The following is a 19,509-nucleotide window of genomic DNA, read 5'->3' on the forward strand; positions in this document are numbered from 1 at the left end:
TCCGGTTCAAAAGCTCAAGCGGATGGCCAATGCGGCCAAGGTGGCAAGCAGGATCGGCAGCGTCAGGACGATGCCGGTGCGGAAGTAGTAACCCCAGGTGATGACGATGTTCTTGCGGGCCAGCACGTGCAGCCACAGCAAGGTGGCCAGGCTGCCGATGGGGGTGATTTTCGGACCGAGGTCACAACCGATGACGTTGGCGTAGACCATGGCCTCGCGCACGATGCCGGTGGCCTCGGCGGAATGGATCGACAAGGCCCCTACCAGCACAGTGGGCATGTTGTTCATGACCGACGACAGGCCAGCGGCGAGCAGCCCCGTTCCGAGGGATGCGCCCCAGATCCCGTAGCCGGCGAAGACATTGAGGATCTGCGTCAGGTAGTCGGTGAGGCCGGCGTTACGCAGGCCATAGACCACAAGGTACATGCCAAGAGAGAACACCACGACCTGCCAAGGCGCGTCCTTGAGCACCTTGCGGGTAGAAATCACGTGCCCGCGCGCGGCGATCAGGTAGAGGATCAGCGCACAGACAGCAGCGATGGCGCTGATCGGAACGCCCAGCGGCTCGATGGCGAAGAAGCCGACAAGCAACAGCGCAAGCACCCACCAGCCGGCAACGAACGTCGCCTTGTCGCGGATAGCGGCCTCGGGAGCCTTCAGTTGGTCGAGTTCATAGGTACGCGGCAGGTCCTTGCGGAAGAACCACAGCAGCATTCCCAGGGTGGCGGCGATGCTGACCAGGTTCACCGGCACCATGACCGAGGCGTACTCGCTGAAACCAATGCCAAAGTAGTCGGCGGAGACGATGTTCACCAGGTTGGATACCACCAGCGGCAAGCTCGCGGTATCGGCGATGAAGCCCGCCGCCATGACGAATGCCAGCGTCGCCGCCGGGGAGAAGCGCAGGGCCAGCAGCATGGCGATGACGATCGGGGTCAGGATCAGTGCCGCACCGTCGTTAGCGAACAGCGCCGAGACGGCGGCGCCCAGCAGGATGATGAAGGCGAACAGCTTGCGGCTGCTGCCATTGCCCCAGCGGGCCACGTGCAATGCCGCCCACTCGAAGAACCCCGCCTCATCCAGCAGCAGGCTGATGATGATGACGGCGATGAAAGTGGCGGTAGCGTTCCAGACGATCTGCCAGACCACGGGGATATCGGAAAGGCTCACGACGCCCGCCAGCAGCGCCAAGACGGCCCCCAGTGCGGCACTCCAGCCCACTCCCAGCCCTTTGGGCTGCCAGATGACGAGAACGATCGTCACCAGGAAAATCAAAAATGCGATCAGCATGACTACAACTCAATCAGCGAAGGGAAGTCTCAAGCACAAGCAACAGGGCTCTGCGGCCGCTCGCCGATTTCGGCAAGGCGCAATGCATCGGGGCTCAACCATTCCTGGTTGGCATCGACCACTCCCTTCAGCATCGCGTCAACCCACTGCGGCAGTTCGGGGTGCAGTCGGTAGTACACCCACTGACCCTTGCGGCGATCCATCAGGATTCCAGCCTCGCGCAACTGGGCCAGATGCCGGGAGATCTTCGGCTGGCTCAACTCCAGCGCGTGGGTAAGTTCGCAGACACAGAGTTCGCCTTCACGGGCGATCAGCAGGGTCATACGGGCCCGGGTGTCATCAGCCAGGCATTTGAAAACGATGGGGGGAGTTAGTGTTTCCCGCATGGGACCTCCTGGGGAATGCGTGTACGGCCAATATCTGGAAATCCGAATATATGACTATTCGAATATGCGGTAAAGCAGATATTTACAATCGCCTCGCGTTACGGGACGTCATAAAACTGGAAAAAGCCCGCGCTCTGGGTCCTATACTGGGCGTCGATACCACCCCCAGAGTCGCCAATGAACCAGTCTGATATCTCTGTCCGATTGCTTGGTACCGATCAAATCCTAGGCCTAGCTGCGCATCTGACTGCTGCGGGCTTGCCGACCCAAGACCTTTTGCAGCCCGGTCGAATGTTCTATTCCTTTCACCGGGGAGAAACGGAGCTGGGATACGGGGGCATTGAAGGAAGCGGTCGGACTCGTCTGATTCGCTCACTGGTTGTCGTACCGGCCCAGCGAAATTCAGGGATCGGTAACCTGCTGCTCAGAGCACTTGAGCGAATAGCGGAAGCTGACGGAGCGCAAAGCCTTCATCTGCTGACCACCACAGCACCCGACTTCTTCGCGGCTCGGGGATATGAGCAGAGAGACCGATCCCAAGCCCCAAAAGCAATTTCCAGTTCGGAGGAGTTCAACAGCCTCTGCCCGACGTCTGCGGTTTACATGGTGAAGGAGCTTGGCGACATAAACTCGGTGTCACCACAGGTAACTCGCCTCCACGGACGTCAGTGAGTTCATTCTCAGGTGTCCCAGGAACGAGTCCTGCGCCCCCCGAAAGATGGATCCGCGAAATCACTCCGCTATATGTGAAATTTGCAGTGGCGGAGACAGGCACGTTATCCGGCAAAAATGCGAAGGCGAAGGCCGAAATCAAGGTCATCACCGACGCACTCGGTCCTGTGGCGAAGGATCTCATCAAGAAGAAATTTGAGGAAGGCGATTCAGAGTAATCGCTGCCGTTGTTCTGCTTTTGGGCGAGCCCTGTCCCCAGATTTTGTAGTCAGGGCTCACGCAAAGCCTGCCGCTTATCATCAGTCACAATTTTGCCGTGTTTCTGACATAAGCGCCCCTTAGCGTTTCAAGGCCAATACGCTCAGGGGCTTTATGTACGGAAACAGCCGGCCCCGAAATCAGTACCTAGACGTCCGATCACAGGCGTGCCTAGACAGCCGTGTGGTTAACATTAGCAGTAAGAGCGCCGCCATGAGCTATTATCGGCATCACCTCTTGAGCCTGCATAGCTACCACAGGGACCGTATGAGCAAGAAACTCCAAGAACTAATCCCTCTCCTCGATTACTTGCGCATCCACCGGGTCATACGAAGCACCCTGGACTCCGCTGGAGCGGACACGGCCCACGCCTGCTGGCTCTTCAGCATGGCCGGCGCTGCAATCCTCCGTCATCATTACCATAAAGAAGCTCATCCAATTGCAGGCGCGCTGTGCCTCATGGCTGACGAGAAAAAATCCAACGTCCTTTGCTTTGCTACCATCGAGAACGATGAGGTGCAAAGCTCCGAGATCGGATTTCACGCAATGATTGCCTGCGAAGAGCATGTAGTGGATTTCATGAGCCCAATCTTTCCAGAGACCTCGAAGTCCGCCAAGCACGACTTCATCACGCCAGCCAGATCCTTCCAGAGACGCATTGACTCGATGACCTCAAGCCCAGCGGACCTCAAGAAGGACGGTGATTTCTTCTTCGACCCCAACATGCAGCTCACTGACCACCTGGAGCTGAAGGTCGCACAGAGCCTTTTTCAGAAGGACGTAATCAACGCATGCGTGGCCTGGTACGTACGTCCGCCAAAACCCATTCCCGCATGGGTGGTCATGGGAGATCCCAAAGGCAAAGGCAGCAAGGTGATGCTTAAAGAGGCATCAGTGGTCGGGGCTTGGTAAAGAGCCGTAACGGGGTCATAGCTGCTGCTTGGCCCCTTACCCCACAAGCCAGCCCCCAAGACAACGGCCTCATTTAAACGATCTTTTGACCTCATAGGGTCCTTGCATCCCGCATGATCTGTCAGGAGGAGCAGGCAGGGATCGGTCATCAGTGAAATAAGGATACTTTCTGTTAACTTCGTTGGCAGTGCAGTCTTTGGTTTCAGATGTAGCACCTTGATGGAAAGCCCACCAAGTGAGACCAGCCAATTTCCAGGCTTCAGATTCAGCCTTTGGTCGAAGTTGAGTGTAGATAGCTACCCTCTCATTGTACATATCGAGATCTTTATCAGCACGCCCACCCGTTTGGTTACGAGCAGCATGAAAACCCATCACCAAATATTTATCGTACAAAATCCGCTCTCGACCAGCCAATATCATCCAAATGCATGCCGACTGGCACAGCCCAGGAATATCCTCAGCACCGTCATCCGGCTTATACTTAGATGCCAAGCAGGTATTAAAGGCATGTCCGTAGATAATGTCAGCAATTTCCATAGCCTGAGCACTACTCCCTCCTTGAGAAGAAATGCACACTATTTTGATATCAGGGTGCTTTCTTAATTCCGCCCCTATCCTGTAACGAACCCAATCCGACGAAATCCCCTTTACTTCGCCATGAAGAAGTAAGACCTTTTGATCACACTGGTTTCCGGCGCAAGCCCAAGCAGAAACCACGCTCATTCTCGGATAATAGGCAAAAACCACAAAGGATATCAGCCCCAGCGCCACAAGAATCATCACCCAGAAGCGGTGCTTATAGAGAAAAGTCTTAACCAGCTCCGACAAAAAACGACCCATCCCTTTACAAAACATAATCATAATCAATCGAAACCAAATCACACACCAACTAAAACACCAATTAAAACCACGCACCACCAACCCTTGCGACCATGCCGGACCGCTCAACAAGATTAGTTAAATTCGCTCCACCGAAACCACCTCAGTATACTTATATTTCTTCTTATATTTTTTCCTAGCATCCATTTCAACGACTAGCCAACTTAAACTACTACTCTCATAGCTGACCACTTCGAAGGCTCCCTCGTACTCGTTGCGTACGTGCAGAGCAACTCTAATTTTGGCCCCCAAGTATTTTGATTCCGCATTAGCAGGACTACGAGGTGAGCGCTGAGTATGTTTTTGCGGGTTACCATTTCCCACTCCAAAAAGCGCGGCGCGCATTTCTTCTTCACTTGAGTTGGTGTTCATGGCTCAAAACTCACATCAGTTGATTTGCGCCCCAGATCGCATTCGCATTACTGTAGCATTTGGAAATAGTGGTATGCACTGCCATTTGAGAGATCACCTAAGGCGAATGATCCCTGCTGGGGTGTCGAGGCGAAGGGCGGTGAAGGGAAGCAAGTGAGCCCTCAGGAGAGAGCTGGAGCAGCGCAGAATCGCGCTGAGAACTGAAGGCAGGCGCAATCGCAGGTTTTTTTCGAGCGCGTTTTTTCTTTTTGCCGAACAGAATCACTGAGTAAGGCTACGATCTCACTGACGAGTCACCACACCGCTGGGCACCTTCCGCAGAGCGGGTATATGGAGAAACCTGCATGCGCAACACTGCCAAAAACACGTAGCAAAATTGAGATCCGGTCTAGCCCGACGGACTCCCGCTGACAATACAGGGTCCGAATCAGCCCTCACCGAAGTATTCAATGGGACAGGAAATCTCAGCAATCGCGCCTTCCGAACAGAGCTGTAATGTCTCTGCGAACGCCCCAGTGTCCAAAACAGCTTGAACCATGTCTACCAGCGCAAAAATAGCGATGTTCATGCCATCCTGCTCGTTAGCGAACGGCCCAAGATCTCTACGCACGGCCTCGCCTTTCTTCTCGTCATGGTGGTAGTGGTATGAGTTGAGCCAATCCATCACGACCTCTTGGGACAGTGGTGACCGTCCAGGCCCCCGTAAGCGTATGAGGTTGTTCATTCGCTTCAACAAGAAGCCGTCACGAAGCTCATCCAGGTGACGGTGGAAGGCACTATGCCTCAGATGCCTTTTCAACATTTTCAGGACAGAAGGCAGGTAGCACCGTTCATTCTGCAAAACGAATGGTCGAAGCTTGAGCAACATGGCCCAGACAGGCTCCTCATCAATGCACTTGCCGCCAACCTGCCCCCCACCATCACGTGTCCATCTCAGGCTGATGGACCCACCCCGCTCCTCACGTACAAATCTGGTGGACCGGAGCACGTCAGCATTCTGCTTGAACTGAGCCAATAACGCCCAATCTGCATCTGGCAGATTCAAGGATATGGATTCTTGGCGCAGGCCGTTGTTAGCGACCAGTTTCGTTTCGATCAGCACGACTTGTGGCTCCGCCTCGCAAGGCCCCCGATCGTATTACGAATTTATGCCGTTGCGAATCGTGCCGCATTAAAAAGCCGCAGTCAGAAGTAGCATGCTACAGAACCAGTGCCTGCGGCCGCGATCACCTACCACATCGGACGAGGAGTACGTCAATATTTAACGAGAACAGTCACCCATAGAGATGCGTGCTCGCCCCAAAGTACTCGATTTAGACATAAGGAGAGGCAGTGATGAAGGCAAACATACCACCGAACGCGAGCCCTATGCAGAGGATGACCGCGATAGCTGAAGGATCCCGAGCGATGATCACCGCGACTCGATCCTGAGCGATGCCGAGAAGAAAGCTGGCAAAACGATGTTCGTCTGCTGCTTCGGCGGCAAAAGCCCCCCTCTGGTATTTTGACCAACGGATTCCTGGCCACTGGCTGCGGATTCCACGCCATTCGGACACTCAGCCCACGCTGATCCGGACACCTGTTCCACGATCATTCGGACAGGCAGTCGGAGCGCAGCGACGCAGGGGTTGCATTGTTAGTCTGAGGCGCCCGGCGCCGTCAATTTCTTCACCCGCTTTCTCATCGACTCGCCCTTGAGGTTGATCCGGTAGGCGTTGTGCACCAGGCGGTCGAGGATGGCATCGGCCAGGGTTGGATCGCCGATCAGTTCGTGCCAGTTGTCCACGGGCATTTGGCTGGTCACGAGGGTCGAGCGCTGGCCGTAGCGGTCGTCCAGTAGCTCCAGCATGTCGCGGCGCTGTTCGGCGGTGAACGGGGCCAGGCCCCAGTCATCAAGGATCAGCAGGTCGGTCTTGGCATAGCCGCTCATCAGCTTGGCGAAGCGCCCGTCGCCATGGGCTAGGCCCAACTCTTCCAACAGGCGCGGCAAGCGCAGGTAACGCACGCTGTAACCCTCTCGGCAGGCCTGGTGTGCCAGGGCGCAGGCCAGCCAGGTTTTACCCACGCCGGTGGGCCCGTTGATGATCAGGTTGAGTCCGTCGCGTAACCACTGACCGCTGCTCAGCTGGAGGATCAGCGCCTTGTCGAGTCCGCGCGGGCTGCGGTAGTCGATGTCTTCGAGGCAGGCGTTGTGCTTGAGCCGGGCCTGACGCAGGCGGCTGCTGAGGCGCTTGTCGTCGCGTTCGGTCAGTTCGCGGTCGACCAGCAGGCCGAGGCGTTCCACGAAGCTCAGGCTGTCGATGTCGGGGGTTTTCAGTTGCTCGGCGAGTGCCTTGAGCATGCCGGTCAGGCGCAGGGTCTGGAGCTTGTCCAGGGTCGGATGGGGCAGCATGGTGGGATTCCTTGTGTTCAGTGGTAGTAGCCGGGGCCGCGCAGATTGGCGTGGTCGTCCGGCAGCAGGGGCAGGTTGGCTTGAGCCAACGGCAGGCTTTCCAAACCCTGGCGCAGGATCGATTCGAGGCTCTTGTAGCTGCACGCACCGAGGCTGAGGGCGCGACGGCAGGCCAACTCCAAGCGCACTTCGCCATGGGTCTTGCCCAGGCGCAGGATGCCCAGGCAGGCCCGGTAGCCTTGGGTTGGGTGGATGCGCCGTTCGAGGATGTGGCTGATCACGCCGGCCGTGTTCGGCCCGGTCTGCTCAGCCCAGCGGATCAGCCGTTGTGGCGTCCACTCGGCGTGCTCGCGATGGCTCTTGGGCATGTGCTCGGCCTGTGTGCTGTGCCGGCCCTTGTGCGGTGAGCGAAGATGGCTGGCCACCCGCTGATTGGCGTGGAAGCACTCCACCGTGCGCGCTGTCAGGCGTACTTCCAGTTGTTTCTTCACCAGTTGGTACGGCACCGAGTAGTAGTGCCCATCAACCTCGACGTGGTAGTCGATGTGCACACGCGCCTTCTTCCACTCGGCATACACGTAGGGTTGCTCCGGCAGCGGCCGCAGCACCGGACGATCCAGGGCTTCGAAGGCCGAGTGCCGGGAGCCCGGCAGCTTGCGAAACGGTCGTCGGTTGAGGCGCTCCAGCAATAAGGCGATGGCGCTGTTGAGTTCGTTCAAGGAGAAGAACTGGCGGTTCCTCAGCGCGGCGAGGATCCAGCGCTCGACCACCTGCACGCCGACCTCGGCCTTAGCCTTGTCGCGCGGCTTACGCGCCCGCGCCGGCACCACCGCCACGCCATAGTGCTCGGCCAGATCGCGGTAGCTCGGGTTGATGTCCGGCTCGTAGCGATGGCTCTTACTCACCGCGCTGCGCAGGTTGTCCGGCACCACGATCTCCGGCACGCCCCCGAGGAAGGCGAAGCAGCGGGTATGCGAGCCCAGCCAGTCCGGCAGCTGCTGCGACCAGGTGGCTTCGGCGAAGGTGTAGCTGGAGGCGCCGAGCACCGCGACGAACACCTGCGCCTGGCGGATCTCGCCGCTGTGCCGGTCGATCACCGGCACCGTCTGCCCGGCGTAGTCGACGAACAACTTCTCGCCGACGCGATGTTCCTGGCGCATCACCACGTCCAGCTTGCCCTGCCAGGCCCGGTAGTGCTCGCAGAACCAGCTGTACTGAAAACCCTGCGGCTGGCTCAGGCGATACTCCTGCCAGAGCAGCGCCAGGGTCACGCCGGGGCGACGCAGCTCGGCGTGCACCCAAGACCAATCAGGCAGTGGCCGCTGCTCACTGGGCACCGCAGGGGCCAGTGGGAACAGTTGCTGTTCCAGTTCGGAATCGGACAACGAGCAGGGCCAGGCTAGACCGCTGGCGGCAAAGCGACAGAGGTAATCACCGGCACTGCTGTGGCCTATGCCCAGACTGCGGGAGATCTTACGGACAGACAGCCCGCAATCGAACTTGAGGCGCAACACCTCACGGATTTTACGCATGGACAAACGCTCCACGACGACCTCTCTGCTTCGAAAAAGAGGTCGATGGTAGTGAATAAATCCTGCGTAGCTGCCTGCCTGGAAAGTGTCCGGATGGCCGTGGAATCGGTGTCCGGATGCTCGTGGAATGAGTGTCCGGATCAGCGTGGAATCACTGTCCGGATGTGCGTGGAATGGGTGTCCGAGTCAGCGTGGAATCCGCACACTGGCCACCACAAAGGCATTCATGCGATCATCACCCTGTACTTTGCCCCACTTGCGACGGATCCGCACTTGGTTCGTGCCGGCGTCATGTCAAAGTGGCTGGTGTGCAGTTCGTGGTATGGATCATCACGGGTGGGTATGTGGAAGTCTTCAATCAGTTTGACGCCTATAGCCTCAAAGCGCGCGTATTCCCTGCGTTGATAGCGGGCCTGCCGACATTGACTCTATTGTTCCTGATAGTGCCTTGGGACCATCTGGACCTCTCCCACCTAATTGCCGTTGCAATGGGTGGTGTCCTTCTGTTCGCTTTTGCCGACATGGCCAGGCACCGCGGGAGGAAGGTTCAAGAGAGGTTAGGCACGGGGGAAACGCCGGAGCAGTGGCTTCGCGGTAATCCAGACGTACCGGAAGGCTCAAAGGATCGCTACCGGGATTTCGTTGCTGACCAACTGAACCAAGTTGCTCCCACGGTCGAAGACGAGACGCTTCGCCCCGCTTTGGCGAAGGACTTCTATCGAAGCGCAAACGCTTGGCTTAGAGAGCAAACGCGAGACCATAGTACCTATCACCTGTTGTTTGGCGAGAACATTACATATGGATTTCGCCGAAACCTCCTTGGCCTCAAGCCAACCGCACTTGTCTGCAATATCATCGTACTGGCAGTTTGCTCGGGAATTTTCTACTTCCGCCCTGCCTACTTCACATCACTCCCGAATATTGATGAAAAAATCATGATGGCCTTCGCTGCTGTGATTTTACATTCGGCATATATGATCGTAGCCGTGCACAAATCCGTTGTGCGCGAGGCATCTCGCGCCTATGGCCGCCAATTAATCCTCAGCTGCGAGTCATTGATACGCAACGCGAAATAAACCCAACCCGATCAATAAAGGATGAACGATGGCGATGATAAGATCATTCACCGTTGGTAACGGTGATATGTTTTACATTAAGCACGACAGCGACAACTTCACCATAATCGACTGCCAGCTATTCGGTGATCATAAGGAATGGCTGGTTGATGAGCTGATCCAGGAATCCAAGGGGAAAGGAATCGTACGCTTTATCTCAACCCACCCTGACGAAGATCATCTTGAGGGTATCGAGTACCTTGACGAACGGATGCCGATTCAGAATTTTTATGTTGTAAAGAATGACGCAAACAAATCAAACGAGAGCGAGTCATTTAAGCATTATAAAAAGCTTCGAGACGGCGACAAAGCCTTCTACGTTCACAAAGGCTGCAACAGGCGCTGGATGAATCAAGGCGACGATGAAAGAAAGTCAGCTGGCATCAACATTCTCTGGCCAGATCTTGAGAACGAAGACTTCAAGGAAGCTCTGCGTGCATCCACTGACGGCCTTGAGTTTAACAACACGTCGCTGGTTGCGCGCTACTCGTTGAGCGGCGGCGTCAGCTTTCTTTGGTTAGGCGATCTAGAAAAACCGTTCATGGAGAAGATTTTCGATCATATCGAGCTGAAAGAAACAACTGTCGTCTTCGCACCTCATCATGGCAGAGACTCAGGTAAGTTGCCCAATAAATGGCTCGACAAGCTGAAACCAAAAATCATCGTGATCGGTGAGGCTCCTAGCCGACACCTTAACTATTACACCGGCTATAACACCATCACCCAAAACAATGCCGGTGACATCACGTTCATCCCCGAGAATGGAAAAATTCATTGTTACTCGTCCTGGGAAAGCTATGGAAAACGTGATTGGCTGAAGGACGAAGGCAAGCCAAACGAGGAATTTGGCGTACGGGATCTAGACTACTACATTGGCACGCTGGTGGTTTAACGGCACCTATGCCCCCTCAGTTGCGCAGGACAAGCCCCGTGCAGCTGAGGGTTTACAGATCATTGGACTCTTTCGACCTCTTTCGCCTCATGAAGCAACGCTGAAGGCCAGTGTTGCTTCACTTGGGCATGGACAATTTGCTCGCCACGACGCACTAGCCGCTCAATCCAGTCCTTGTCCATGGCATTGAAATTCGTAGGGTATCCTGCCGTTACATCTGCCCTAACCATATCGGGGTTCTTGTATTGCAAGGTGCTGTCCTTCTGGCCCAGGTATGGCAAAAGAAAACCCTTCAGCTTACCCGCAGACTTTAGGTCAAAGAGCCGCGTCATAGCCAGGTTCTGAGATCTGGCAAAAACACTCTCGAACGAGGCCATCATTCGAGAAAGTAACGCAGACGCCGGCTCTGTCACCTCCAATGCATACCCAGCCCTGCATGCAATGATCCAGTCATGCCGTTTGACAGGTAGGCTCTCGGAAAAATCACGTTCCGGCCACAATGGGTTCAGCCCGAGGTTGTCGTACACCCCACCATCACTAAGCGTTATGCGGTGGGTGGATTCACAGCCATTCTTGCTAAAAGTCATTCGTTGATCGAGGGCAGGCAAAAACAGCGGGTAGGCTGCCGAGGCCACCACGGCGTCGGCCAGCTCGACACCATCTGTACTTGCTGAGCCGTAACGCCAACAGTGCAGACTTTCACGTGTGTAGTAGAACGCTGCTTTAGACCGAAGCTCGCACGCAATAACAATCAGTCTAGGACGGTCGACCCGGAGATCCTTGAGTAAGCAGCCATTGAACGTCTTGCTAAGGGTATTCCGCAGAATCGTAGTTCGACTGGCTTTACGCAGGAAAGGGGCTGTATTGGGCCATTGCTCGCCAGGCCTAGATTTTCCGACCCAGCCCAAAACCTTCCGAGCGACGAATGCGACAGATCTCTCCGCCAGGAGCGCTGTCGCGACGCCCACCGCCTTCACTCCATCGGTTGAAGTCACCGCCCTTATGAGAGCCGGCTTCATGAAGCCAGTTCTCAAAATTTCACGAACTCTCGCCTCGAAGGACTCGAAATCACCAGGATGGCTGCAATAAAGGCCTGCCAAGACACTCCCGCCGGAAACTGCGGTGATTGTTGATACCTTTTGCAGTATCCCCAAATCGTGCAGGGCCCGCAGGCAGCCCAAGTGGAATGCCATTGCCCGCGCCCCGCCGCCAGACAGCGCAAGTGCGATGCTGTCAGAGCCACTCCCCTCAGTAATCAGCAGGTTTTCACTCATGCCCATGGGCAATCACTCCTTCCACAATTCCTCGCTCCTGCCATCCCGTGCGGATCCAGCTATCGCGCTCACCACAAATCGCCATAACGTACGGCGCACCAGCAGGGCCGATATGCTCCCTGAGATGAGCAAACACCACCTCGTCATCATCACTCGGTCGTGCAGGTACACGACCTGTGTGGCTGTGCCACTCGCCGATATACTGCAATCGCCCAGCCGAAGCATCCGCCAACCGCTCAATCCGAGGTTTCAGGTCTTTGATTCCGCGGATGAAATACGTCGGCGTCTGCTTGCTGTCAGGTGGTGCAGGGAGGGCCGCCACGACATGCGCCACATTGCGTACAAGATCAAAGGTGCCCAGCAAAACTCCGCCGGTTTCGTTCGTCCCTGCCTTCTCTCGGAGGCCTCGCATCGTCCGTACAGCGTCGCCTGAGATTGTCACTTGCACCCCTTCCGATTCGAAACGAGAAACTGGGTGCACAGGTAAAACGACCGAATCCACCGCTCCAGAGTCCGGGCTTAACCTCCAGGCGCGAATACTGGCATGCTCTTCATCCAGAACTCGCGCCAAGTGCCCAGCAGCTAGTCCGCAGAGCGTGTGCAATTGCCAAGGAGGCAGCGGCCGAGATAGGTCCTGGCATGCGTTGGCATAGCGGATCCGGTCCATTCGTGCGGCAGCTAAATGCCCTTCTAGGGCTGCATCAGTCGCGATCGCCCAAAAGTACTGAGCCTCGACCTCATCAAGCCTGATCGCCCTGGAAGCTCCCTCTGCCAGGACGATGAGATCGGAGCCGTCGGGACCAAAAAAGGCACTAATGGCCCTTTTCACCGGTTGATCCGACAACCAGCCCAATACCGCTGGTGAGGCGCTAAAGTCGACCGACACTTCCGAACTCTGGAGAGCAGACTCCAGCCTGGCGGCGTCATCACCAGGATTGAAGACATCGACCGAGATCGAGGTATTGCCTCCCTCATCGAAAACAGCGTCCAAATCGATCTGATGAACCACTGCTTTGGGGAAGCCCACAGCGTTGTTTCGCTGAACTTGGCGAACTGTGTTATGTGGCATGGTGAGGTCGCCGTCCACGACGATCCAGGGCCCCAGGCCAGAGCGTGTAGCGATCATGGAAACATTGGAGCCGATTGCTCCCGCGCCGATGGCCAGGAGTGGCGTATCTGCGGTGCGGGAAGTCCCGGAGAAGAGCCGTGCAGTGGATCGTTTCAACCTTTGGACAACCCGCCAAGGATCCAAGCGAATTTCCACCAAGTTGGCCTTATCTGGTGCTCCTAAGATCTTCGCGGTGGTGAAGCCAGTACCAGTATCGGTAATTGTGACGTCGAGGCGCTCCCCCAGCTCCGCAACTGTGCCTGCGAGGGTGTAGCACCACACCTCCAGCTCTTCGTCTTTCCCATCGGCCACTCGACGCTTCGGCACGGTGAGAATCAGCAGAGGTAGGCGGCTCCGCGCTTGCTCTAGCTGAGGGGCTTCAAGCAGCCATTTCGCAAGCCCCTCCACTAAGTTGAAATCCATTCCGAGGCAAAGATGCTGTAAAGCCGCTAGGTCATAGGGGGTTTCACCCAGGCCACGATGAACCTGGCCAGGCAAACGAGGAGCGTAAATCGCGAAACTTTTCTCCTCCGCCCGAGCCGGCTCAGTGGGCTTCTCTCTAGACATGCTCAGCGTTGTGCGCCCTTCGTGCTTGTACGCAACGCCAATGTGCCAGGGACCATGCAGATCGCCCGAGGGAATGACGAGCGTATTGGAACTTGTACGAATCAGTGGTTCCAGGAACTGCTCATCATCATGAATTGTACCGGCGGCCATCGACGCGAACCAGGCACGAATGCGCTCAATGAGCGCCTGCCCCGTCAGGTTGGTTGCAAGATCAGACCATCCCTCCTCCCAAATGCACAGGCACAGCCCACCATCGACGTCACGATCGAGGTTGGTATGCACCATGCCCACCGGGAAATCTTCGCGACGCGATAGCACGCGCGGTGGCCAAGAGTCATCGTTGACCACGAAGATGATCTGGATCGGCTCCTTGGAGCGGATCGGCACCTTCCGGCGCTGAGGAAGCTCCAACTCCAGTTCGATATCCAAAATGTCACGGGTGTCGTCACATTTGATGCTTGTCAGCTTGGCATAGGGATAGACTTTGGACTCTTGCAGGTACTGCACGACAGAGCGAGCCAGCCGAGTGCGAAGCGTTTCATGTTGCCCAGGCATCATCAGGCTCGGCCCGCGCGTGGAGCAGGAGTAGCGATCACGATGTTCTGTGCTTTTTTGCGGATCGTGTAGCCAGTGCTCTTGATCTCGATGACCAGCGGCTCCGGCTTGGTCTTAGTAGGATGTTCCATCGAGACGACCCACTCGCCATCGAGCTTGCGAGCCACGCTTTTGTAGTAGGCAGCCGCTTGGCGATGAGGGGGCTGGACGTCCTCGTCGTCGCTAGGAATGGGCTTAGACGTGCTGACCAGCAACCCACCAGGCTGCCCTGCCTCTTCGTACAGCCATTTCGACGTTTCAGTCGGCTCAGTCTTATCGTCGCCCTTCTCGCCAGAAAGCGCGGTATAGCTGCAATGGTGAGGGATGTTGTTGATGTCCCATTCAAGCCGAGACTCATGACCGTGGTACCGAGTGACCTCCACGATGTCGTCGATCACTTCGTGGGTCACGTCAGCCGACAACACCATCTTGGTCTGCTGACCACCCACCTCGAACGTCGCCTGCATGAACAAGGCGTCGTTATTGCGTACCCGCACTACGTTTTCTTCGTCCCGCTTACCAAAAGGCGAATGTACGAAGAATTCCACACCATCGTGCTCACGGTTGAACTCCGGGCACAAGGTGCCGGCGTCGCTGATGAGGTTGCGGCGTTTCGCGGGCTCGATGTCGCGTTCAGTGAGGAAATCGTCCAGCTCCTCAGGTCGCGAGAAGACACGCACCCCTTCACCTTTCAGGAACCGGTGGCGTGCTTCCGCACGAAGTGTACGCGCCTGCCCTGTCACCCCTTTCTCAAGCACCGCATGTGCTGGGATCCACAGGGTTTTGATCTTGATGCGGTCGTCGCCCTGGTATTTCTCAGCGTGTTCAAGCCAAAAAATTTCCTTGGCCCGGTGGCAGTGATCCCGATCCAGGTGGGTGAAGGCTACGACGTCGATGACCTTGTCATCACCCAGGATGTCCCGCAGCTCCTTCTCCAAGTCGCAGCGCTTGTCCTTGTCATCGTTAGGGTTATGCATGTCGGCGAAGTCGAAGAGGATTCGACGCCCGTTGGCTAGCTCGATCAGGCAGGTATCAGCGTTGCCGATGGGGAAAAACCGAACGATATGCATACTATTTCCCTTAGGATGGATGGACATTCGAGTGGCACCAGGCCAGTATTTCACCGCTGAAGCAACATACTACATCTTGCGTTTCGCTTTCAAGCAGGACACAACATAAGCGATTTCATCAGTTATTTGCCGGTTTTTTGGCGCCTTAAAACCGATCGTAGAAAGCGTGAGATGGGGAAGGTTGGAGGGCAGCGATTCCCAACGAACCCACTGGGCCCTTCGCGGCGAAGACCGCGGTCAAACCTGGATGAACCCGATCACATGCCGCCAGCAGTGCGAAGTCTTGTTGACGGCCCTATGAAGACGACCCCTAGCAATGTGCAAATTCTGCACATTGCTAGGGGGAGCAGTCCGCTTCTGGTGACATACCTTCGCGAAAGTCGGGCCGTTGAGTTAGGCCGACTCAGGGACAGGGAGCTGCTCGCTCCGCTCGCAGAAAGAATCCAGTCCTTTCAGCCTGGTGATTAGGCGGGAACATCGACCTACCAATAGCTGGCATTAGGGATAGCGTCAGAACTCAGGTGTTCTGGGCAGCGGATCTGGATCCACACCTCGCTGGAGCGGGTTCGCTTCCAAGGCACATGCCCGAAAAGTGTCAGCGATCACGTGCGCGCCATCCATCAGTTCTATAAGCCGGCGCAGCGCCTCTACAGACAACGTGAACTGCCAGAAAAACTGCTTGCCTATAAAGCACTGAAACCGGATCGACAAAAAATGGCGGCCGGACGCTATTCATAGGCCAAGTAGCGTAAAGGTCTGGATACTGATCTATCACCCCGTGGCGTTTTGCCCGTACCCAAGGATGCAAGCAACGATCCGCTCTTCCCAACGCCGACGAAGGTCAACGCCTTGGAGTTTCTTCAAGATCACGTCAAGATCGATCGGAGTAGATCTGAGCGATGGTTCCAAGTCACGTAGTCGAGTCATCGATGCCCGCTTCCCTTTTTTTTGTAATAGCTCCGCGCTTCGAGGTTTCACCAGTTCCAACCAGAGACCGGCCAATTGACCCCAGTCAGGGGTTAATTCTTCTCCTTCTCTACTAAAAAGGTCCAGCAGCTGCTTAACCTGTTCGGCCTGTTCTTCTGAGCCAATCCAGCCAGGACTGCGCGACCACAGCGTTATCGCCCATTCGAACTGGGCAATCGCCCGCTGCTTCCGCCTCGGCAGTAGCATTTTCTCCATCTCGCCCAGCCTGGCCAGAAAGGATTGCAGCATGCCCATCGCAGCCCTTGTCGGGCCGAGGTTCTGCAAATCGTCTGACAAACGCGCCCTTAGCTCCGTTGCAATCTCGCGGAGATTTATGACGGGCTGATCATCAGAGCCGGATAGGAAAACCCACCTTGGTGCCCGCGCATTCTCACCGGCCAAGCAGAGAAACACCCAAGGTTCGCTCGAAGGGACAACGCTTACACGCGACAGAACCTTGTTTGTTTCGTTCCGATAAAGCTCATACACATCAGGGTTGATCAGCGCTTCGGGACCTGAGGCCAAGCCTCGGATCGGCGCGAATGCATCTTCAATTCCATCCCAGTTACGAGCAGCACGTTCCCGCATCAGCTTATCAAAATGCTCCCAGGTCACGATCTGTGCTTCATGGTTCCCGCAGATGTCATCTGGAAGCTGTAAATTTCCACCAATTAAGCTTTCCACCTGGAAGATGCGGTGAACAAACGTTTCGTCTGATCTCAATGCGAACTCTCGGCTGTCCTTGGGCCACCAGCATTCAATCTCAGCATGGCAGGAGTCCATGCGATCAATACGGCCTACCCTTTGCTCGGCGATACGCACCACGCTCGGCATGTCCAAGTGAACAAGTGTGGAAGCTCGCTGAAGGTTGACCGATTCTGACAGCGCCTCGCTGCACAAAACGATCAGCTTGCCTTCCGACTTGGCGTTGGGATTCAGCAAAGATTGGATATGCTCATGACTGCGGCGATTACCTCCGATACCTAGCAGCACGCTGAACGCCCGGCGATCTGACTGCTTTTGGTTTAAGAGATGCTGGAAATAGCGCAGTGTTATCGGATAGTGATCAAAGGCAAGAATGTGATCATGGCGCTCCAAAAGCTCAATCAGAAACTGTACCTTCCGTTTCTCCCGATTACCGCTCATGCGCTCTAAGCGCTCAAGAATGGCGGTGTAGATCAGACACTCTTCCTCGCAAGCGCGGCGATGCTCGGCTGGGTCTGAAAGCCAGCGGGGTAGCTCGACTCCTAAATGGTTTTCGGGGATCTTGCCCGCCAGCATCGCTGTCCGCTCCAGCATGTTGCCAGTTTGGTGGTCCCCCTTCATTTCCTCACTGTTTAATCCCATTCGACTCCAAGCGGCGCCCTCGCCTTCTATGTGCCGGTACAAGGCCAGCCGAGAGGACCGAAGACTGGACATCACCTGGTACAAGGCTAGTGAGCGTGCTGCTTTCAAACGAAACCTTAGGTAGCGTTCTGGTGTAACTCCATTCTCTTTGAAAAAATCTGGTAGTGCCAAAGCAGTCTGGAAGCGCGACATCCCTTTGAACTGTAGCGCCAACGCCCGAATTTCCCTTGCTAGCCTCTTGTCCTGATTAGGCTCGTCGAGGGAATAACATTCCGAAAGCTGGTTCGGGTATCGGCATACCCGCCCGCCTGGAAGCCGATAGGCTTCGGGATCCGCATCGACCATCGCATTAAACTGCACCTTCGTCCGGCGAACGACGAAACTGCCAATTCCAGCTTGAAGCTGTGGTATGTCATCGTCGCGAGTTTCGGCACCACCATGCCCAAAGCTTGTTAAACGCTCGAAGACAGCAAGCACGTCATCGTCAAAATTATCAGCGCCAAGAATATCAATGAGCCGAAGCAGATCCGCTATAGAGCGATTGATCGGCGTAGCAGTAAAGAGCACCACCTGGTCAGCCAGATTGAACTTCAAAGTTTTGGTTCGCCGGGACCCCTGATTCAGGAAATTGTGCGCCTCGTCAACAGCCAAGATTTGTGCGGAGGACAGGTGAATTGCCAAGCTGGACTCGTCCTCAGGATTCAATCTGCTCAATAGTCCATGGGACGTAATGGCAATGTTGTACCCGCATTTCGCGGTCTCCCATTCCCAATTCTTCCTCACGAGCGGTGGGCAAATGAGCAGCATCGAGCCTTTGCGCGCCCTAGCTAGTGACCAGTTTCGATCATGTATCGTGCGGATCAGGTGCGAGCCCATCCTTGTCTTCCCAGACCCAGTCGCGTCGGCCACCAGAACTGCGCCCACTGTGTCCAGTAGGTAGAGCGCCTGCGCAATGCCTTGGCGTTGCGATGGCCAAAGATTTATCGGATCGGCGTCGAATAACGAATCCAGATAGGACTTTGCGGATTCCACGCCATTCGGACACTCAGCCCACGCTGATCCGGACACCTGTTCCACGATCATTCGGACAGGCAGTCGGAGCGCAGCGACGCAGGGGTTGCATTGTTAGTCTGAGGCGCCCGGCGCCGTCAATTTCTTCACCCGCTTTCTCATCGACTCGCCCTTGAGGTTGATCCGGTAGGCGTTGTGCACCAGGCGGTCGAGGATGGCATCGGCCAGGGTTGGATCGCCGATCAGTTCGTGCCAGTTGTCCACGGGCATTTGGCTGGTCACGAGGGTCGAGCGCTGGCCGTAGCGGTCGTCCAGTAGCTCCAGCATGTCGCGGCGCTGTTCGGCGGTGAACGGGGCCAGGCCCCAGTCATCAAGGATCAGCAGGTCGGTCTTGGCATAGCCGCTCATCAGCTTGGCGAAGCGCCCGTCGCCATGGGCTAGGCCCAACTCTTCCAACAGGCGCGGCAAGCGCAGGTAACGCACGCTGTAACCCTCTCGGCAGGCCTGGTGTGCCAGGGCGCAGGCCAGCCAGGTTTTACCCACGCCGGTGGGCCCGTTGATGATCAGGTTGAGTCCGTCGCGTAACCACTGACCGCTGCTCAGCTGGAGGATCAGCGCCTTGTCGAGTCCGCGCGGGCTGCGGTAGTCGATGTCTTCGAGGCAGGCGTTGTGCTTGAGCCGGGCCTGACGCAGGCGGCTGCTGAGGCGCTTGTCGTCGCGTTCGGTCAGTTCGCGGTCGACCAGCAGGCCGAGGCGTTCCACGAAGCTCAGGCTGTCGATGTCGGGGGTTTTCAGTTGCTCGGCGAGTGCCTTGAGCATGCCGGTCAGGCGCAGGGTCTGGAGCTTGTCCAGGGTCGGATGGGGCAGCATGG

The 19,509-nt window shown here is 56.4% G+C and carries 17 protein-coding genes; 4 read left to right on the forward strand and 13 right to left on the reverse strand.

The genetic code is table 11. The features are described 5' to 3' along the window. Positions 1–6: 6 nt before the first annotated feature. Positions 7–1,290: an arsenic transporter gene (locus KDB76_RS20980; protein WP_086978007.1), complete on the reverse strand. Its 1,284-nt coding sequence runs from the start codon at positions 1,288–1,290 to the stop codon at positions 7–9. 29 nt (positions 1,291–1,319) lie between these two features. After that, complete coding sequence (locus tag KDB76_RS20985) at positions 1,320–1,676, reverse strand: metalloregulator ArsR/SmtB family transcription factor (RefSeq protein WP_212632170.1); 357 nt, start codon at positions 1,674–1,676, stop codon at positions 1,320–1,322. 668 nt (positions 1,677–2,344) lie between these two features. Between KDB76_RS20985 and KDB76_RS20995 the strand changes: the two genes are divergently transcribed. Both KDB76_RS20995 and KDB76_RS21000 read left to right on the forward strand, forming a co-directional pair. Then, positions 2,345–2,566 (forward strand): hypothetical protein, encoded by a 222-nt coding sequence (locus KDB76_RS20995; protein ID WP_212632172.1) that lies wholly within the window; start codon positions 2,345–2,347, stop codon positions 2,564–2,566. 307 nt (positions 2,567–2,873) lie between these two features. Further along, complete coding sequence (locus KDB76_RS21000) at positions 2,874–3,518, forward strand: DUF2026 family protein (protein WP_249206208.1); 645 nt, start codon at positions 2,874–2,876, stop codon at positions 3,516–3,518. Between the two features lie 69 nt (positions 3,519–3,587). On the opposite strand, the gene KDB76_RS21005 is transcribed toward KDB76_RS21000, so the two are convergent. The 6 genes from KDB76_RS21005 to istA form a co-directional block, all read right to left on the reverse strand. After that, the gene (locus KDB76_RS21005) at positions 3,588–4,469 is read right to left on the reverse strand and encodes a hypothetical protein (RefSeq protein ID WP_212632174.1); all 882 of its coding nucleotides are present in this window, start codon (positions 4,467–4,469) and stop codon (positions 3,588–3,590) included. A 6-nt stretch (positions 4,470–4,475) separates the two neighbouring features. Beyond that, entirely contained in the window at positions 4,476–4,769 is a 294-nt protein-coding gene (locus tag KDB76_RS21010; RefSeq protein WP_212632175.1) for a hypothetical protein, read from the reverse strand. A gap of 427 nt (positions 4,770–5,196) precedes the next feature. Beyond that, positions 5,197–5,871, reverse strand: coding sequence for a hypothetical protein (locus KDB76_RS21015; protein WP_212632176.1), 675 nt, complete (start codon positions 5,869–5,871; stop codon positions 5,197–5,199). 211 nt (positions 5,872–6,082) lie between these two features. After that, a complete protein-coding gene (locus tag KDB76_RS21020; protein WP_212632177.1) occupies positions 6,083–6,325 on the reverse strand; it encodes a hypothetical protein in 243 nt (80 codons plus the stop codon). A gap of 80 nt (positions 6,326–6,405) precedes the next feature. After that, the gene (gene istB / locus KDB76_RS21025; RefSeq protein WP_038408850.1) at positions 6,406–7,161 is read right to left on the reverse strand and encodes an IS21-like element helper ATPase IstB; all 756 of its coding nucleotides are present in this window, start codon (positions 7,159–7,161) and stop codon (positions 6,406–6,408) included. 17 nt (positions 7,162–7,178) lie between these two features. Next, positions 7,179–8,693, reverse strand: a complete 1,515-nt coding sequence (gene istA / locus KDB76_RS21030) for an IS21 family transposase (protein WP_038408847.1) — start codon at positions 8,691–8,693, stop codon at positions 7,179–7,181. A 308-nt stretch (positions 8,694–9,001) separates the two neighbouring features. Here istA and KDB76_RS21035 point away from each other — a divergent pair, with 308 nt between their 5' ends. Further along, positions 9,002–9,769 carry a hypothetical protein gene (locus tag KDB76_RS21035; protein WP_212632178.1) on the forward strand — a complete coding sequence of 256 codons (768 nt, stop codon included), beginning with the start codon at positions 9,002–9,004 and terminating at the stop codon, positions 9,767–9,769. Positions 9,770–9,797: 28 nt separating this feature from the next. Continuing rightward, complete coding sequence (locus KDB76_RS21040) at positions 9,798–10,700, forward strand: hypothetical protein (RefSeq protein WP_212632179.1); 903 nt, start codon at positions 9,798–9,800, stop codon at positions 10,698–10,700. A gap of 59 nt (positions 10,701–10,759) precedes the next feature. Here KDB76_RS21040 and KDB76_RS21045 read toward each other — a convergent pair whose 3' ends face one another. From KDB76_RS21045 to istB (KDB76_RS21065), 5 genes are all read right to left on the reverse strand, one after another. Beyond that, positions 10,760–11,980 carry a patatin-like phospholipase family protein gene (locus KDB76_RS21045; RefSeq protein ID WP_212632180.1) on the reverse strand — a complete coding sequence of 407 codons (1,221 nt, stop codon included), beginning with the start codon at positions 11,978–11,980 and terminating at the stop codon, positions 10,760–10,762. Further along, positions 11,967–14,156: a Mov34/MPN/PAD-1 family protein gene (locus KDB76_RS21050; protein ID WP_212632181.1), complete on the reverse strand. Its 2,190-nt coding sequence runs from the start codon at positions 14,154–14,156 to the stop codon at positions 11,967–11,969. The genes KDB76_RS21045 and KDB76_RS21050 overlap by 14 nt, the downstream gene beginning before the upstream one ends. Positions 14,157–14,206: 50 nt before the next feature. Beyond that, a complete protein-coding gene (locus KDB76_RS21055) occupies positions 14,207–15,340 on the reverse strand; it encodes a hypothetical protein (protein WP_212632182.1) in 1,134 nt (377 codons plus the stop codon). A 744-nt stretch (positions 15,341–16,084) separates the two neighbouring features. Then, the gene (locus tag KDB76_RS21060) at positions 16,085–18,709 is read right to left on the reverse strand and encodes an SNF2-related protein (RefSeq protein WP_349254003.1); all 2,625 of its coding nucleotides are present in this window, start codon (positions 18,707–18,709) and stop codon (positions 16,085–16,087) included. A gap of 42 nt (positions 18,710–18,751) precedes the next feature. Continuing rightward, on the reverse strand, positions 18,752–19,507 hold the full coding sequence (istB, locus tag KDB76_RS21065; RefSeq protein ID WP_038408850.1) for an IS21-like element helper ATPase IstB: 756 nt from the start codon (positions 19,505–19,507) through the stop codon (positions 18,752–18,754). Between the last annotated feature and the right edge of the window lie 2 nt (positions 19,508–19,509).

The organism is Pseudomonas sp. JS425, assembly GCF_018223845.1.
Taxonomy (GTDB): Bacteria; Pseudomonadota; Gammaproteobacteria; order Pseudomonadales; family Pseudomonadaceae; genus Aquipseudomonas; species Aquipseudomonas asiatica.

What these genes read in the sequence shown, in the direction of transcription:
- KDB76_RS21055 (WP_212632182.1), bottom strand. Translation starts at nt 15,340, where the DNA reads ATGTCCATCCATCCTAAGGGAAATAGTATGCATATCGTTCGGTTTTTC.
- KDB76_RS21010 (WP_212632175.1), bottom strand. Translation starts at nt 4,769, where the DNA reads ATGAACACCAACTCAAGTGAAGAAGAAATGCGCGCCGCGCTTTTTGGA.
- KDB76_RS21040 (WP_212632179.1), top strand. Translation starts at nt 9,798, where the DNA reads ATGGCGATGATAAGATCATTCACCGTTGGTAACGGTGATATGTTTTAC.
- istB (WP_038408850.1), bottom strand. Translation starts at nt 19,507, where the DNA reads ATGCTGCCCCATCCGACCCTGGACAAGCTCCAGACCCTGCGCCTGACC.
- istA (WP_038408847.1), bottom strand. Translation starts at nt 8,693, where the DNA reads ATGCGTAAAATCCGTGAGGTGTTGCGCCTCAAGTTCGATTGCGGGCTG.
- KDB76_RS20980 (WP_086978007.1), bottom strand. Translation starts at nt 1,290, where the DNA reads ATGCTGATCGCATTTTTGATTTTCCTGGTGACGATCGTTCTCGTCATC.
- KDB76_RS21000 (WP_249206208.1), top strand. Translation starts at nt 2,874, where the DNA reads ATGAGCAAGAAACTCCAAGAACTAATCCCTCTCCTCGATTACTTGCGC.
- KDB76_RS20985 (WP_212632170.1), bottom strand. Translation starts at nt 1,676, where the DNA reads ATGCGGGAAACACTAACTCCCCCCATCGTTTTCAAATGCCTGGCTGAT.
- KDB76_RS21045 (WP_212632180.1), bottom strand. Translation starts at nt 11,980, where the DNA reads ATGGGCATGAGTGAAAACCTGCTGATTACTGAGGGGAGTGGCTCTGAC.
- istB (WP_038408850.1), bottom strand. Translation starts at nt 7,161, where the DNA reads ATGCTGCCCCATCCGACCCTGGACAAGCTCCAGACCCTGCGCCTGACC.
- KDB76_RS21060 (WP_349254003.1), bottom strand. Translation starts at nt 18,709, where the DNA reads ATGATCGTGGAACAGGTGTCCGGATCAGCGTGGGCTGAGTGTCCGAAT.